General features: G+C 73.0%; 13 protein-coding genes and 1 pseudogene. 8 read left to right on the top strand and 6 right to left on the bottom strand.

Features of this window, described 5'->3' with window-relative positions; all coding sequences use genetic code 11:
* Window positions 1-412 precede the first annotated feature (412 nt).
* The 3 genes from BD833_RS08690 to BD833_RS08680 all read left to right on the top strand — a co-directional run bounded on the left by BD833_RS08690 (window position 413) and on the right by BD833_RS08680 (window position 5,401).
* A complete protein-coding gene (locus tag BD833_RS08690) occupies window positions 413-2,086 on the top strand; it encodes a DUF4331 domain-containing protein (protein ID WP_208092439.1) in 1,674 nt (557 codons plus the stop codon).
* Between the two features lie 211 nt (window positions 2,087-2,297).
* Window positions 2,298-3,608, top strand: a complete 1,311-nt coding sequence (locus tag BD833_RS08685; RefSeq protein ID WP_166532716.1) for a tetratricopeptide repeat protein — start codon at window positions 2,298-2,300, stop codon at window positions 3,606-3,608.
* Window positions 3,605-5,401, top strand: coding sequence for a High-affinity nickel-transporter (locus BD833_RS08680; protein ID WP_166532715.1), 1,797 nt, complete (start codon window positions 3,605-3,607; stop codon window positions 5,399-5,401). Before BD833_RS08685 ends, BD833_RS08680 begins: the two co-directional genes overlap by 4 nt.
* Window positions 5,402-5,620: 219 nt before the next feature.
* Here BD833_RS08680 and BD833_RS22670 read toward each other — a convergent pair whose 3' ends face one another.
* Window positions 5,621-5,833: a hypothetical protein gene (locus BD833_RS22670; RefSeq protein ID WP_208092438.1), complete on the bottom strand. Its 213-nt coding sequence runs from the start codon at window positions 5,831-5,833 to the stop codon at window positions 5,621-5,623.
* Window positions 5,834-5,852: 19 nt separating this feature from the next.
* Between BD833_RS22670 and BD833_RS22665 the strand changes: the two genes are divergently transcribed.
* A complete protein-coding gene (locus tag BD833_RS22665) occupies window positions 5,853-6,062 on the top strand; it encodes a nuclear transport factor 2 family protein (protein WP_208092437.1) in 210 nt (69 codons plus the stop codon).
* A 7-nt stretch (window positions 6,063-6,069) separates the two neighbouring features.
* Complete coding sequence (locus tag BD833_RS22660; protein ID WP_208092436.1) at window positions 6,070-6,225, top strand: hypothetical protein; 156 nt, start codon at window positions 6,070-6,072, stop codon at window positions 6,223-6,225.
* A 119-nt stretch (window positions 6,226-6,344) separates the two neighbouring features.
* On the opposite strand, the gene BD833_RS08665 is transcribed toward BD833_RS22660, so the two are convergent.
* Window positions 6,345-7,448, bottom strand: a complete 1,104-nt coding sequence (locus BD833_RS08665) for a glycerophosphodiester phosphodiesterase family protein (protein WP_166532714.1) — start codon at window positions 7,446-7,448, stop codon at window positions 6,345-6,347.
* Between the two features lie 88 nt (window positions 7,449-7,536).
* Entirely contained in the window at window positions 7,537-8,136 is a 600-nt protein-coding gene (locus tag BD833_RS08660; protein WP_166532713.1) for a DUF305 domain-containing protein, read from the bottom strand.
* 241 nt (window positions 8,137-8,377) lie between these two features.
* Here BD833_RS08660 and BD833_RS08655 point away from each other — a divergent pair, with 241 nt between their 5' ends.
* From BD833_RS08655 to BD833_RS08645, 3 genes and pseudogenes are all read left to right on the top strand, one after another.
* Window positions 8,378-8,785: an ArsR/SmtB family transcription factor gene (locus BD833_RS08655; RefSeq protein WP_166532712.1), complete on the top strand. Its 408-nt coding sequence runs from the start codon at window positions 8,378-8,380 to the stop codon at window positions 8,783-8,785.
* Window positions 8,786-8,789: 4 nt separating this feature from the next.
* Window positions 8,790-9,779, top strand: coding sequence for a potassium channel family protein (locus BD833_RS08650; protein WP_166532711.1), 990 nt, complete (start codon window positions 8,790-8,792; stop codon window positions 9,777-9,779).
* 390 nt (window positions 9,780-10,169) lie between these two features.
* Window positions 10,170-11,039, top strand: a pseudogene (locus tag BD833_RS08645) (LysR family transcriptional regulator); the annotation flags it as partial.
* A 17-nt stretch (window positions 11,040-11,056) separates the two neighbouring features.
* Here BD833_RS08645 and BD833_RS22945 read toward each other — a convergent pair.
* The 3 genes from BD833_RS22945 to BD833_RS08635 are packed head-to-tail and all read right to left on the bottom strand — an operon-like array spanning window position 11,057 to window position 14,201.
* Window positions 11,057-11,863: a serine hydrolase gene (locus BD833_RS22945; RefSeq protein WP_243737533.1), complete on the bottom strand. Its 807-nt coding sequence runs from the start codon at window positions 11,861-11,863 to the stop codon at window positions 11,057-11,059.
* Window positions 11,860-13,449 carry an N-acyl-D-amino-acid deacylase family protein gene (locus BD833_RS08640; RefSeq protein WP_166532709.1) on the bottom strand — a complete coding sequence of 530 codons (1,590 nt, stop codon included), beginning with the start codon at window positions 13,447-13,449 and terminating at the stop codon, window positions 11,860-11,862. The genes BD833_RS22945 and BD833_RS08640 overlap by 4 nt, the downstream gene beginning before the upstream one ends.
* A complete protein-coding gene (locus BD833_RS08635) occupies window positions 13,449-14,201 on the bottom strand; it encodes an amino acid ABC transporter ATP-binding protein (RefSeq protein WP_166532778.1) in 753 nt (250 codons plus the stop codon). Before BD833_RS08635 ends, BD833_RS08640 begins: the two co-directional genes overlap by 1 nt.

Here is a 14,201-nt window from a genome sequence, read left to right as displayed (position 1 = left end):
GACGTAGTCGCCGTTCGCCAGCCGGTCCGCGCGCCAGCCTCAGCCCGGCAGCAACGGTCCCGGTTGGGCACGGCACCCTGGCAGGTGACGCCAATCCGGGTGACTGATGTGACTGGCGCCACTCACAGTTCGTGGCCGACGTGCCGTCGGAGGCCATTTGATGGACCACCACCGGATGCCGCCAGGCCCGACTTCCTTCTACGTTCGCCCTGCTCGCAGCGGGCAAGCCGCAGTCTGGAGACAACGCGCACAGCGCGGCCGCCAGCTCCGGCCGGTGACCTTTCCTCATCCGAATGCTGCCGCGTCCTGTCCGAGGACCCACCGTCCGGTGGGAAGGGAGTTTCACATGCCAGGTTCAGTACGAGGTCGATCCGGGCCCAGAGCCGCCACCGCGTGCTTCGCGGCCGGCGGAGTGTTCGCCACCTCTGCGGTGATCGGCCTGCTGCCCAACGTCGCGGGGGCGTCCAGCCACCGCGAGGCACCGCTGATCCTCAACGATCCGGCGGTGGACAACACCGACGTATACGCGTTCTCCAGCCCGGAGAACGAGGACAACGTCACCCTCATCGCCAACTTCCGGCCGTTCCAGGAGCCCCTGCAGGGCCCCAACTTCCACCCGTGGGCCGAGGACGCCGAGTACCTGATCAACATCGACAACAACGGTGACGCGGTCGCCGACCTGATCTACCGGTGGCGGTTCACCACGGAGGACCTCCGGGGCACCGACACCTTCCTCTACAACAACGGCCCGGTCACCTCGCTCGACGACGAGAACCTGCTCTACCGGCAGTTCTTCACCCTCGACGTGAGCACCGACGGCGGCGCCACCTACGGCGAGCCGATCTCCGAGGGGCAGGCCGCGCCCTCCTACGTCGGCCCGGCGAGCATGGGGACGGCACGGGACTACGTCGACAACCTCCGGCAGCCGGCGATCGCCGATGTCGGTGGCGGCGGCATGACGCTGGCCACCCAGACCGAGGACCCCTTCTTCCTGGACATCCGGGTCTTCGACCTGATCTACGGAGCTGACCTCTCCGAACGGGGCAACGACACGCTGGCCGGGCACAACGTCAACAGCATCGTGCTCGAGGTGCCCAAGTCCGCGGTGGCCATCAACAACGACGTAGCGGCCAACCCGGTGATCGGTGTCTGGAGCACCGCCACCCGGCCCACGCTGCGCGATGCCGACGGCACGGCAGCGGAGGGTTCGGAGGGCTTCACCCAGGTGTCCAGGCTCGGCCAGCCGCTGGTCAACGAGGTCGTCGTCCCCGCTGCGTTGAAGGACGCCTTCAACTCCATCCCGCCGTCCGCGGACGCCGAGGCGGCCGGTGGAGCCGTCGTCGCGCGCGTGCTCGACCCCGAGGTGCCGCGGCTGATCGAGCAGATCTACGGGATCCCGGCGCCGCCGACGCCGCGGTGGGACATCTTCGAGGTCTTCCTCACCGGCATCGTCAGCACCGAGGTGCTCGACGTGGACGGGAACCCGGCGACGCAGAACCCGATCGACATCGACCTGAACTCGCAGGCGCTCAACGCCGACGCGGCTACGTTCCAGCCGTCGGAGATGCTGCGGCTCAACATGTCGATCACCGGCCCGACCAGCCCGGCCGGCAAGCCGCTCAAGAAGGCCAGCCCGCTCGGCGTGATCGGCGGGGACATCCAGGGCTTCCCGAACGGCCGCCGGCTCGCTGACGACGTGGTGGACATCGAACTGCTCGCACTCGAGGGCATCTTCGACGTCAGCAACGTGCCTGCCGACCGGCTGGAGGCGTTCCGGGCGTTGAAGCAGGGCGACAAGGTGCCGCGCAACGACGCCGAGTTCGGGCGCAACTTCCCCTACCTCGCGCCACCGGAGACCGACGCGTCCAACGTGCCGGACAGCAACAAGCAGTACACCACCTGGCCCGGCCGGGACGACAAGGACCACGGCGCAGCCGCGGCGTCGTCCGGGGGGACCGGGGCCGGATGGGATGCGCTGCCGGTGGTCACCGGAACGTTGGCGGCGTTGCTGATGGGTGCCGGCGGAGTCTCGCTGCTCCGCAGCCGGTCGGTGACGGCTCGCGCCGCGGTGGGCGCGAAGAGCTGACCGATCCGTTGCCGCGGGGTGCCGGCAGGCACCCCGCGGCAACGGCCCACCGTCCGTTCGGAACGATCGTCTCGTCACCGGTCGGGGCTGCGCACCTGCTCCGACCGGCGACGACGACCGAGGAGAGCTCACGCCCCATGACAGCGCACCGCATCGGCCGCGCGCCTCGTCCGTCGACCGCCGGGTCGACCGCGCCGGGCCGGCGACGTCGATGACGACCCGTCGCACCGCTCGCAACCTGCTCGCGGCCGGCGTGCTGCTGCTGCTCGTGTCCGCCGCGGTCGCCGGCCGGGCTGCCTCGCCCGAGCCCGGCCGATCGATCGGCGCCGTGGCCACGGCGGCGCCCGACCCGCTCGCAGCTGCCGTGTCGAGCGCCGAACAACGCCTGGAGGAGGTCCCCGGCGACTGGCGCACCTGGGCCGAGCTGGGCGCCGTGTACGTCGAGCAGGCGCGGGTCACGGCCGATCCCTCCTACTACGCCAGGGCCGAGGATGCGCTCGACCGCTCGCTCGAGCTGCGTCCGGAGGGCAACGACGGCGCGCTGACCGGTCTCGGTGCGCTCGCCAACGCCCGCCACGACTTCGCCGCGGCGGCCGACCTCGCCGATCGCGCCCTGGCCGTGAACCCGTACAGCGCCACCGCGTGGGGCGTCCTCACCGACGCTCGCACCCAGCTGGGGAACTACGACGGCGCCGGCGTCGCGCTGTCCCGCATGCTCGAACTGCGCCCGGGCGTCGCCTCGTTCACGCGCGCGTCCTACGACGCGGAGCTCCGCGGGGACACCGGCACCGCGGTCGCAGCGCTGGAGCAGGCGCTCGAGCTGGCGGCCACCCCCGCCGACGAGGCGTTCTGCAGGACGTACCTGGGTGGGCTCGCGTGGGCCGACGGCGACGTGGACGAGGCGTCGCGTCACTACGCGGCCGGTGCCGAGGCCGCATCGGGGAACCCGCCGGTGCTCCTGGGGCAGGCACGCGTCGCCGCAGCCCGGGGCGAGGTGGAGGAGGCCACCCGGAAGTACCGGCAGGTGGTGCAGGCGCAACCGTTGCCGGAGCACCTGGTGGAGTTCGGCGAGTTCCTCCTCGCCGTCGGCGAGGAGGACGAAGCCGCCGAGCAGTTCGCCGTGCTGGCGACCGTGTGGAAGCTCTTCGAGGCCAACGGCGTCGCCGACGACCTCGAGATCGCGCTCTTCGAGGCCGACCACGGTGACCCGGGGGCCGCAGTCGCGGCGGCGGAGGCGGAGTTCGCGCGCCGGCAGAGCATCGACGCTCATGACGCGCTCGGCTGGGCGCTGCACCGGGCGGGGCGGGACGCCGAGGCGCTCGAGCACGCCCGCGCGGCGACCGCGCTCGGTGGTGAGGATGCCCGCTTCCTGTACCACCGTGGGGAGATCGAGGCCGCACTCGGCCAGATCGACGAGGCCCGCGCCACGCTGACCGCAGCCCTGGACCGCAACCCACACTTCTCGCCGCTGCACGCCCCCCGGGCCGAGCAGTTGCTGGCCGCGCTCGGCGGGCGCCCGTGAGGCGTCTGGTCGTCCTCGTCCTCGCGACGACTGCCCTCGCGCTGGCCCCGGTCGGCATCGCGGCTGCGCACCCGCTAGGCAACTTCACCGTCAACCACGCGAACGCGTTGCTGTTCACCCCGGACGGCGTGGAACTCACCGCGGTGGTGGACCGGGCCGAGATCCCGGCCGCCCAGGCCCTGCTGGACCTGGCGCCAAACGGCACTCCGGGTGCCGGCGTCCTCGCGGAGGCCGCGGACGCTCAGTGCGCCGCCCTCGGCGACGACGCCGTGCTGACGGTGGACGGCCGGACGGTGCCCTGGACAGTCGAGCGCACGTCCCTGGAGGTCCTGCCGGGCACGGCCGGGCTCCCCACGTTGCGGCTGGAGTGCGACCTCCGGGCGGGGGCCGACCTGACCGCACCCCGTCAGGTCTCCTTCCGGGACGACCACCTCGACGGGGTTCTGGGATGGCGGGAGATCACCGCGGACGGCGACGGCGTCCGGCTGCTCGACCCGTCGGTGCCTGCCGAGAGCCCGACCGACGCCTTGCGCGACTACCCGGAGGAACTGCTCGAGACACCGCTGGACGTGCGCAGCCTCGAGGTGGAGGTCGAGCCGGGCCAGAACCGCGGGGCAGGGGCATCCGCCGCCATGGGGTCGTCCGGCGATCCGTTCGGCTCCGCACTGGCTGCGCTCGACCGCCGGCTCTCGCAGCTCATCGGCGGCGACGCGCTCTCGCCGCTGGTCGGTGCCCTCGCCCTCGGACTGGCGGCCCTGCTCGGGTGCGGGCACGCGCTGCTCCCCGGCCACGGGAAGACCGTCATGGCCGCCTACCTCGCCGGCCGCCGGGGCCGCCCCCGGGACGCCGTCCTCGTCGGGGTGACCGTCACGGCAACCCACACGGTCGGCGTGCTCGCGCTCGGACTGGCAGTCTCCCTCTCGAGCGCGTTCGCCGGCGACCAGGTGCTCCGCTGGCTCGGGGTGACCAGTGGCATCCTCGTCGCCGGCATCGGCGCCTTCATGCTCCGCGGAGCATTGCGCGACCGCCGGGCCGCGCTCGAGGTCGATGTGGTCCGGCACCTGCCCGAGCCGGCGCTGGCGGCCGGCGTGCCCGCACTCGCCTCCGTGAGCGGCGTCGGTCCGGTGACCGAGGTGGTCCCGCACCGTCACGGCCACGATCACGACCACGACCACGACCACGACCACGACCACGGCCACGACCACGATCACGGCCACGATCACGACCACGGCCACGGCCACGATCACGGCCACGATCACGATCACGGCCACGATCACGACCACGATCACGGCCACGACCACGATCACGGCCACGGCCACGATCACGGCCACGGCCACGGCCACGGCCACGGCCACGGTCACGGCCACGGTCACGGTCACGGTCACGGTCACGGTCACGGCCACGGCGGCTGGTGGGCCGGTGCGCACACGCACGGGCCAGGCACGCATACGCACGGGCCGGGCCGCGGCGGCCTGGTCGGTATGGGCATCGCGGGCGGCCTGGTCCCCAGCCCGTCGGCGCTGCTGGTGCTGCTCGCCTCCGTGGGCCTGGGGAGGACGGTGTTCGGCGTCCTGCTGGTGGTGGCCTACGGGCTCGGCATGGCGGCCACGCTGACGGCCGTCGGCCTGGCACTCGTGCGGCTGCGCAACCGGCTGGCCCGACGGCTGACGTCGATCGGGCCGTCCTCGGTGCTCCGAAGGCTGGCGGGCGCGGCTCCGCTGGTGACGGCGCTCCTCGTGGTCACGGTCGGGCTGGCGCTCGTCGTTCGCGGCGCCCTGCTCGGTGCCGCCTGACATCGATCGAGCACGCGGTTCCTGCGTTCAGGAGGAACGGCCGCCGCCGTCGAACTCGGCGAGCAGGCGCCGGGGCGCACGCGCCCGTCACGCGTCCTCCACCAGCTCGGCGAGCTCGTCGACCGGAATCCACCCGAGGTGCACGAGGACGACCGCGTACCCGTCGACGTGCGGGGAGGTGAAGGAAGACGGCGGGCTCCTCGGCGAGCAGCGCGCCCTTCACTCCCTCGTCGGCCACGCGCACGCCCAGCAGTGGTTCTGCCCCGTCCCGTCCCCGAGCGCCGCGCGCTCGCCCTCCCGCAGCGGCAGCGCCCACACGACGTTGTTGACGCGCACCCGCCACGACGGGCGCCCGCGCCCGCCGTACGAGAGGTGCTCGTCGGTGCCCGGCAGCCCGGCGACGAGACGGCGGACGTCCTCCCAGCCGGCCACCCCCGGAGACAGGACGACCGTGCCGACCGCGCCTTTCGCCGCGTTCCGGGCAGCCGTCGAGAGCCGTGACGTCGACGCCGCAGTGCGGCTGTTCGCCGACGACTGCGTGTTCCTGTCACCGATCGTGCACGAGCCCTACCGCGGCGCCGGACCGCTGCGCGCGATCCTCACCGGCGTGATGTCCCTCTTTCGAGGACCTCCGCTACACCGCGTCCAACGCAGGCGGTGACGGCCACGTGTTCGCCTTCAGCGCCCGGGTCGGCGATCGCGACCTCGAGGGGGTGGCCATGCTGCGCGGCCGCGACGGCGTGCTCACCGAGCTGACCGTGATGGTCGGCCCCTACTCCGCCGCGACCGCACTCTGCGAGCGGATGGCGGCTCTCCTCGCGTGAACTCACCCCGCGAGCCGACGGAGTAGGGGCGGGACGACCGACCGCCGGTCACGATCTCCGGTCCGGACTTTCCCGTTCGCGTCCGACGACCGGGAGGTCCCCGTGCTGACGTGGGGTGCCTACGGGCGTCCTGCTCCCCGCAGCTCGTAGGGCTGCGGCAGCCGGAAGCCGCGCTCGGCGAGGATCTCCCGCAGTAGGTCGGGCCGGTCGGTGATCAGGCCGTCCACGCCGATGCCGATGAGGTGCTCCATGGTCGGCCGGTCGTTGACCGTCCACGGGATCACGTCCATGCCGGCGGCGTGCGCGGCGTCGACGAGCTCGGGCGTGGTGAACGGCACGTAGCCCGGGTCGGCGACCGAGCCGTTCTGCGGCGTGCCGTGCACGGGGGAGACGGCGTCGGCGCCGAAGGAGTCGACCGCGGCGACGTAGGCCTCCTGCAGCGAACGGCCCTCGGTCATGAAGTCGTCGATGTCGATCCCGCCGAGCCACGGGGAGGCGCCCGGCACGCCGGCCTGCAGGAACTGCTGGCCGTTGGTCAGCGCGACCACCGGCAGGTTCGGCGCGACCTCCTTCATCCGCATCAGCGTGCCCCAGTCGAAGGACTGGATGGTCACGTGGCGCTGGACCTTCGCCTCCATGATCAGGTCGGAGACGATCTGCACGAACTGCTCGCGGGGCGCCGTCTCCTCGGGGGCGCCGGCCTCCACCTTCGTCTCGATGTTGAAGGTGACCTTCCGGGCCTTGTAGTCGCGCGCGAGCTCGAACACCTCGGACAGCAGCGGCATCTGCTCGCCGGGCGACAACTCCTGCTCCGGGTAGGCCGGCAGGCGCTGCGAGCCGCAGTCCAGCGTGCGCACCTGCGCGAGGGTCAGGGTGTGGACGTAGTCGCCGACGTAGGGGTACTCGGGGTCGCCCGGGGTGGCCGGCCCGGTGTCCAGGCACTTGGTGCCGGAGATCTTCCGGTCGTGGGTGACGACCGCCTTGCCGTCCTCGGTGATCTGGACGTCGAGCTCCAGCGTGCTGACGCCCAGCTCGAGCGCGTTGGCGAAGGCGGGGAGGGTGTTCTCCACGGTGAGCGCGATGCCGCCGCGGTGGGCCTGCAGGTCGAAGTGCCGGGGGGAGTCGGCCGCGGCCGGGGCGGCCGTCGCCACCAAGCCGAGCAGGGCGGGGACGGCGGCCGCGGCCAGGAGGGAGCGTCTCGGGGACGAGGTGAGGAGTGCCATGGGCCGACCCCATCGCGCCCCCGTGACCTCCGCGTGACCGGCAGGAGGCGACTCGCCGTTCCCCGGCCGACCAGTAGGGGCGGAGGCGTCAGCCCGCCGGCGGGCAGTCGCGGATCGCTGCCCCGTCGAACTCCGGCACGGGCCGTTCGCGGGCCTCCTCGAGCGTCTCCGCCTCGCCGTTCTCCTCGATGTCCTCGATCAGCCACTCCATCTCGGCGATCTCCTTCTCCTGGGCGACGATGATGTCGACGGCGAGCTGGCAGACGCGGACGTCGTCGATGTCGGCGTGCTCGGAGCGGGTGATGGCCAGCGAGTGGTGCGGGATCATCGCGCTCATCCAGTTGCGGTCGTCCACGGTGACCTGGCTCCGGTCGAGGAAGACCGCGCCGCCGAAGAGCAGCAGGCTCGCCACCACGATGGCGATGTTGCCCTTGACGTTCTTGTACATGTTGAGCATCCAGGCCAACATGACCAGCCCCATGGTGCCGCCCATGGTGAGCGCCATGAAGACGCGGCTCTCGCTGAACCGGACGTGGCTCCACTCCCAGGAGCTGACGAACATCGTCCAGTACATGACGACCATCGACGTCAGGATCATGGCCGCGAAACGCAGGTACATCTTGGTCTCGTGCGACAGCTTGCCGCCGGAGCCCTTCTGGTCCGCCTCGTCGCTCTTCTTCGTGGCCATGGACTGATCTCCGTCCGTGCTCATGGGGATGGGGGAGGGCTCCCGGGGGTTCGTGTGCCCGCTGCTGGACACGCCCTGCGGCGCAGATGGCGCCGGGTGACCACGGCTGCCGTCGGCCGGGTCGGCGTCCGGATGCCCGTACGGTCGTCCGGGGAAACGTGACGGTTCCGTGTCAGCCGGCCCGGGGGCGGCGGTATCCGCAGAGCCGTACGGGTATGGGGCGCGGCGGAGGTGGTGCCCGATGTCCGAACCCGACCACGCCCACCCGGTCGACCCCGAGCGGGTCGCGCACGCCCGCGACCGCCTGCCGAGCCGCGACGAGGTGAGCCGGCTGACCAGCGTCCTGAGCCTCATGGCCGACCCCACCCGGGCCAGGGTCCTGTTCGCCCTCGACATGGTCGAGGAGCTCTGCGTCGGCGACCTCGCCCTCGCCCTGGAGACCAACGAGGACGCCGTGGGATACGCCCTGCGCCTGCTGCGCACCGCCGGGCTCGTCGCCAACCGGAAGCAGGGGCGCGTCGTCTACTACCGCCTCGCCGACGGCTTCCCGGAGCCGTTGCGCCAGCACTGCCTCCGCCAGCTGATCGTCCTCTCCGAGGCCCCGGTCGCGGACGACGACCGACCCGATCCCGCATCCGACCGGAGCTGACCCCTTGGCCGACACCCTCCTCATCGTCGCGGGCGTGCTCCTCGTCCTCGCCGTCTACGGCGACGCGCTGGCGACCACCCTCACCGTCGGCGGTGCCGGGCCGCTGACCCGCACCGTCCTCGCGCGGCTCTGGCGGCTGCTGCTGGGGCTGCACCGCCCCGACAGCAGCTCCAAGCTGCTCACCGGGGCCGGCGCCGGGCTGCTCTTCACGACGGTCCTGCTGTGGGTCGCCGGGATCTGGGCCGGCTGGACGCTGGTCTTCGCGGGCAGTGACACGGTGGTCGACGCGCAGACGTCGCTACCGGCCGGGTTCGCCGACGTCGCGTACTACGCGGGCTTCACCGTGTTCACCCTCGGCGTCGGTGACTTCACCGCCTCCGACCCGGCCGGCCGGTTCGTCACGGCGCTGGCCAGCTTCGGCGGGCTCTTCCTCATCACGCTGGCGATCACCTACCTGCTCTCGGTCATCGGCGCCGTGGTGGAGCGGCGGGCGATCGCGGTGCGCATCAACGCCCTGGGGCGCAGCTCCGGGGAGATCGTGGCGAAGGGCTGGAACGGCAGCTCCTTCAGCTCCGCCTTCGTCCAGCAGCTGGTCGCGCTCACCGGCCAGCTCTCCACCACCGCCGAGCAGCACCTGGCCTACCCCGTCCTGCACTACTTCCGCAGCGGGCAGCCGAACACCGCGGCACCCGTGGCGGTCGGCCGCCTCGACGACGCGATGCTCCTGCTGCGGGCCGGTGTCGCGCCGGACGCCCGGCCGGACGACAGCGCGGTCGATCCGGTCCGCGACGTCATCGCCCGGTACCTCGAGACCGCCTCCGCCACGTCCACCGCCGCCCCCGCCGGCACCCCGCCCGCACCCGACCTGGCTGCCCTGCGGGCGGCGGGGATCCCGGCCGTGACGGACGAGGAGTTCGCCCGCGCGGCGGAGGACGAGGAGCCCCGGCGCCGGCTGCTCCACCAGCTGGTGAAGAGCAACGGCTGGTCGTGGTGAGCGAGTCCGCCGAGGCCCGGCCACCGGTCGCCCGACGGCGCGGTCGTCCCTGCGGGTACCTGACGGCGCGCTGCGACGCAGCCGTCCCCGCCTTCTGCCCGGGCAACGTGGCGTACGCGTCCAAGGCCTGCCTCGCGATGGCCCGGCTCGTGCACTACCGCGGAGCGCTGGTCCCCGACGCACGGCTGCCGGATGACGTGTCCCCGGGTGATGCAGTCCTCGTCCCGGCGACGGGTCCCTACGGGAGGCGATGGCGTCCACGGACGACCGCATGCCCCGGTCGCGGGTGATCTTCCTCGACGAGGGTCGTGCCACAGTGGTGATCCACCGCGAGAGCGACGAGGACCTGCTGCGACTGGATGTCCCGCAGGCGGAGGAGGTGGCCTTGCCATGATCAACAGTGCCCGCTTGCAGGTCCTCCTCGAGATCGCCCGCCTGGGCACCATTGCCGCGGCCGCCGAGCAGCTGCGGCTGAGCCCGTCGGCCGTGTCCCACCAGCTGGCCACCCTTGAACGCGAGGTCGGGGTCGCCCTCGTCGAGCGCGGCCCGCGGAGCCTGCGGCTGACGCCGGCGGGTTGCCGGCTGGCCGAGTACGGGCAGCAGGTCGCCGACCTCATGTCCGCAGCCCGGGACGAGCTGACCGCGCACGGGCGCGGCACCCGCGGCAGCCTGCGGGTCGGGTTCTTCGCGTCGGCCGGGTCGGAGCTGCTGCCGCGTGCGCTGTCGACGTTCACCCGGGGCCATCCGGACGTGGAGGTCGCGCTCATCCTCGGCCAGCCGCACGAACTCCTGCCCCGGCTCGACCGGGGGGATCTCGACCTGGTGCTGGTGTTCCAGCACCCGCTCGACCCGTGGCGGGACGCCGGCGAGCGCGACGTCGTCCCCCTCCTGGTGGACGCCCAGCTGGGCGTCCTCCCGAGGACCCACCGCCTGGCCGATCGCACCGTTCTCCGCCTGCAGGACCTGTCCGGCGACCGGTGGCTCACCACGCTGGGGACGGACACGGAGGTGTCGGTGCTCGAACGGGCGGCGCTCACTGCCGGCTTCCGCCCACGGGTGCTGTGCCGCAGTGACCACTACGAGGTGCTGATCGGGCTGGTCCGCGCCGGCGTCGGGGTGGCCCTGGTGCCGGCGCTGGGCCTCCGGGACGACCGGGACGTCGTCGTCCGGCCGCTGGTCCAGTCCCGGTTGCACCGCGACATCGGGGTGGCCGTGCGGCCGGGCAACCCGAACCCGGTGGCCCGGCAGTTCATCGGCGAGCTGAGCGCCGCGGCCGATCAGCTGTCCCGGGAGATCGGCCGGCGGTGGCCCGGATCGGGGGAGGGGCCCGGGCCGGCCAGCGCGAGATCCCGGACGACGCTCCCGGCGTGCCGCAGCGCGTCGACCGCCGAGCCCTCCGCGCCGGGCGGGAACGTCGCGACGACGGCGTAGACGACGCAGGCGAGGCCCCGGGTGATCCCGACGTCGGCAAGGACCCCCACGTCGGTGCCCGTCTTGTTGACCACGACCGGGCGGTTACCGCCCCGGGTGATGCCGTCGGCGACGAGCGAGCGATCGACGTTGAGGGCCAGCCAGCCGCGCAACAGCTGGGACGCCCGTGGGCTCACGAAGCGGTCGAGCGCGACGTCGCGCAGCAGGCCGGCCAGCTCCCGGACCGTTCCGGACGCGAACTGCGGCGCCGTCCCCGGACCCCGGTGCGCCCGGATGACGTCGTGCACGGTGGTGCGCACGAGGCCGGCGGCCCGGGCCGTCTCCTGGACCGACCCCAGGCCGACGGCCCGGAGCAGCACGTTCGTCGCGGCGTTGTCGCTCACGGACGCGACCGCGGTCACGAGGTCCTGCACCGACCAGTCCGTGGGGGACAGCCGGGCCAGCAGGCCGGTTCCCCCGACGGCCCGGTCGCCGGGCAGCAGCGGCAGGCGTTCGCCGGAGTCGAGGGCCCCTGCGTCGACGCGGCGCGCCACCTCGGCGAGCAGCAGCACCTTGCCGACGCTGGCCAAGGGGACGACCTCGTCGGCGCCCGCACCGATCTCGGCGCCGTCGCCCAGCCGCTGGACGCATGCGGCGACGCGGATGCCATTCACGTGCTGGTGAGGACCCGTCCCGGGCACGCGTCCTGCACCTCCCCGCCGTCGACCACCAACCGGCCCGCCACGACGACCGTGCGCACGCCGTCCGGCGGCAGCAGGGGGTCGGCGTAGGTGGCGGTGTCGGCCACCTCCTGGGGATCGAACACCACGAGGTCCGCGGTCCAGCCGCTGCGGACCTCGCCCCGCCCGGCCAGCCCGAACCGTCGCGCCGACGCCCCGGTCATCTTGTGCACCGCCTCCTCGAGGGACAGGAGCCCCTCGTCGCGGACGTAGTGGCCGAGCACGCGGGCGAACGTGCCCGCCCACCGAGGATGCGGGAGGCCGGGCTTGGGGACGCCGTCGGAGCCGATCATCGACAGCGGACTGGCGAGCACCCGCCGGACGTCGTCCTCCCGCATGGAGTGGCTCACGATGGTGACGTCACCGTCGTTGGCGCGCAGGAGGTCGCAGGCCATGTCGACGGCGTCCGCCCCGCTCGCGGCGGCCAGGTCGGCGACCGAGCGGCCCTGGGCCGCCGGCGATCGCGGCGCGGAGGCGACGACGATCCGGTCCCACCCGCTGTTGCCGACCGTGTTCTCCCACCCCTCCAGGCCCTCGGCGATGTCCTGCCGGACGCGGTCACGCACCTCGGCCCGCGCGACCTCGGCCAGCATGGCCGACACGCCTTCCTGCAAGGTCCAGGGCGGCAGCATGGCGTGGAGGGCGGTGCTGCCGGCGGTGTACGGGTAGACGTCGCAGCGCACGTCGAGGTCGCGCTGGGCCTCGATGAGGGTCGTGAGCGTCCGCACGGTCGCCCCCCACCCGCGGCGCCCCGCGGTCTTGTGGTGCGACACCTGCAGCGCGGCGCCGGAGGCCCGCGCCACGGCGAGCGCCTCCTCGAGCGCCTCCTCCACACCGGCCATCTCGTCGCGCAGGTGCGTCACGTACGGCTTGCCGTGCGCGGCCGCGACCCGCGCCAGGGCGATGATCTCCTCGGTGCCGGCGTGCGTCCCGGGGACGTAGATGAGCCCGGTGGACAACCCTGCCGCTCCCTGTCGCAGCGCATCGTCGAGCAGGCCGCACATCACCGCGAGCTCGGTCGCCGTGGCGGGCCGTTCGGCGAACCCGACCACCCCCGCCCGGAGTGCGCCGTGCCCTACCAGCGGGAGGAGGTTGGTCCGTCGGCCGCCCTCCTGCGACGCCGCGAACGAGGGCAGGTCGAGGTGAGCGGTCGCCGGCGCCCCGAACGTGGCCGTGACCAGTTCGGCGAGTCCGGGCAGCCGGTGAGGGAGAGCCGGGAACGGGGTGATGCCGCAATTGCCGCACACCTCCGTGGTCACCCCCTGCAGCAGCGGCGCACGGCGGAGCTGCTCGCGGTCGGGGCCGGCGCCGGCCAGCACGTCCGAATGGGTGTGCACGTCGATGAACCCGGGCGCGACGACGTGCCCCCGCGCCTCGACGACGTGCTCCGCGGCGGCCCCGCTGCCGGGTGGGAGCACCACCAGCCGACCGTCGATGCTGCCGACGTCCGCCGGATAGGGCGGTGACCCGCTGCCGTCCACGACTTCCCCGCCGCGGAGGAGGACATCGAGCCGGCCCATCAGAGCACCTTGGAGAGGAACGCCCGGGTGCGGTCGTGCCGCGGCGACCGGAGCACGTCCCGGGGTGGTCCCTGCTCGACGATCACCCCGTCGTCCATGAACACCAGGTGGTCGCCGACCTCCCGGGCGAAGCCCATCTCGTGCGTGACGACGATCATCGTCATCCCGTCGGCGGCGAGGTCCTTGATGACCTGCAGCACCTCGCCGACGAGCTCGGGGTCCAGGGCGGACGTCGGCTCGTCGAACAGCATGAGCTTGGGTGCCATCGCCAGTGCCCGTGCGATGGCCACGCGCTGCTGCTGCCCGCCGGACAGCTGGGCCGGGTAGTGGTGGGCCCGGTCGGCCAGCCCCACCCGGTCGAGCAGGGCGAGGGCCTCCTCCCGGGCCCGTTCCCGGCGGCGTCCCTTCACGGTGACCGGACCCTCCATCACGTTCTCGACCGCCGAGCGGTGCGGGAACAGGTGGAACCGCTGGAAGACCATGCCGATCGACTGCCGCTGGCGGCACAGTCGGGCCTCGGGCAGCACCCGCAGCCGCCCACCGACCTCCTCGTAGCCGATCAGCTCGCCGTCCACGCGGATGCGGCCCGCCTGCGGCTCCTCCAGGTGGTTGATGCAGCGCAGGAAGGTCGACTTGCCCGAGCCGGACGGGCCGACCACGCACACCACCTGTCCGGTCGCCACGGTCATGTCGATACCGCGGAGCACCTCCAGGTCGCCGAAGGTCTTGCGGACGCCGACGGCCTCGACCAT

Source organism: Blastococcus xanthinilyticus (assembly GCF_008124835.1).
Lineage (GTDB): Bacteria > Actinomycetota > Actinomycetes > Mycobacteriales > Geodermatophilaceae > Blastococcus > Blastococcus xanthinilyticus.
The sequence above is the reverse complement of the archived record's forward strand: the minus strand, read 5'-3'. Positions and strand labels throughout refer to the sequence as shown.